The sequence below is a fragment of the Lacticaseibacillus sp. 30 genome, assembly GCF_053819265.1.
This window is the reverse complement of record NZ_JBSOQX010000063.1, coordinates 1-1,559: the sequence shown is the minus strand read 5'-3', so window position 1 is coordinate 1,559 and position 1,559 is coordinate 1. Positions and strand designations below refer to the sequence as shown.

Below are 1,559 nucleotides of genomic sequence, written 5' to 3'. Positions count from 1 at the left end.
ATGAAACCAACACCATTTATTAACGCGTACCGCAAAGCCGGTAAGCGGGCAGATGTCGTGCTGATCGATGAAGGCCATTTACTACTGACGACGCCTGATCCGTATAATAAATTCCGTGGGCATAATCAGCTTGCTGAAATTCTTCAGTTGGCTCGAGTGGTGGTGCTCGTGTTCGATTTCCATCAGCTAGTCAAGCTAAAGAGTTTTTGGACACCTGCTTTATTGAAAAGAGTGACGCGCGAATACGCAGTGACACATTATCATCTGACCGAACAGATGCGGGTAGGCGATGCGGCGGTGAATGACTGGATTGATCATTTTGTTCGTGGAAAAGTGTTGCCTTTGCCACATCCGCAACATTTTGATTTTCAAGTCTTTTCTGATGGTCAGCCGATGTATGACCTCATTCAGCGGCGCAATGCCGAAACCGGCCTTTCGCGCATGATCGCGACAGCTGACTATCCATTCACAGTGCTCGATGGTAAAACCTGGTATGTCCAAGCTGGCTCTTTGCGGTTACCTTGGGACAAGATCAACTTCACCGATCGTCCGTGGGCACAACGTCCTGAGACATTGCATGAAGTTGGTTCCATTTATACTATTCAAGGCTTTGACTTGAATTACGCAGGTGTGATTCTAGGGCCGAGTCTAGGCTATGATCCCTCAAAAGACCGGCTTACGGTTGATCTGGCGCAGTACCAAGACAAGGAAGCCTTCAAAAAGCGCCCGGATTTGGCCGACACCACCGACGCTAAAGCCGCGATTATCATGAATGCCATTAATATTCTGCTGAAGAGGGCGAAGCATGGGCTTTATCTTTACGCAGCTGATCCTGCTTTGCGCCAACGGTTATTGCAATTGGCCAAATAATCTTGCAACCTCACTTTTGAAATGCAATAGATTGTGAGTCGTTCCAGTTAGCACTATGCTGAAACTGAGTCTAAATCTAAAAGGAGTGGTTTGCATGGCTGAAAAGTATACAGCAGAAATTGTGCCATTGAACGCTGAGAAGATTGGCAGCGCAGCGCACGGTGCCGCGACGTTCACGATTGATGGTGCGCAAATGAAGATTCATATCGATATGTTTGATACACCTGCTAATGTGCAGCATTGGGAACATTTCCACGGATTCCCGGATGGTAAGCCAGCAGAAATCGCCACAGCGGCACAAGATGCTAATGGTGACGGTTTCGTTGATCTGCCAGAAACAGAACCGGTTTCCGGTACAACGATGGTGCCATTTGACGCTGAACCGGCCAAGATGCATGTGCCAAATGACAGTTACCCAGTGGCTGATGCAGAAGGTCACTATGCTTATGACAAACTCGTTGATCTGAAGGAATTGCAGACAGCGTTTAAAGCCGCTTTTGGCAGTGACGATTTGCAGCTCGATAAAAGGGTCATTTATATTCATGGTGTGCCGGATACCTTGAAGCTACCGGCTACTGTTCAAGGAACTGTCATGAACTACGATGCCCACGTTACTTTACCAATTGCAGTTGGGAAAATCATCAAAGCTTAAACTAATTAGTTGAATAAATAACCTATAAGTAGTCTTG

Annotated in this window: 2 protein-coding genes; both read left to right on the top strand. The window is 46.8% G+C overall.

What is annotated here, in order from left to right; translation table 11 throughout:
• Positions 1 to 870: DUF2075 domain-containing protein (locus ACWPAB_RS15245; RefSeq protein ID WP_161515582.1), on the top strand; the 870-nt coding region annotated here is incomplete at its 5' end.
• Between the two features lie 94 nt (positions 871 to 964).
• Complete coding sequence (locus tag ACWPAB_RS15240; protein WP_003580832.1) at positions 965 to 1,522, top strand: hypothetical protein; 558 nt, start codon at positions 965 to 967, stop codon at positions 1,520 to 1,522.
• The last annotated feature ends 37 nt before the right edge of the window (positions 1,523 to 1,559 follow it).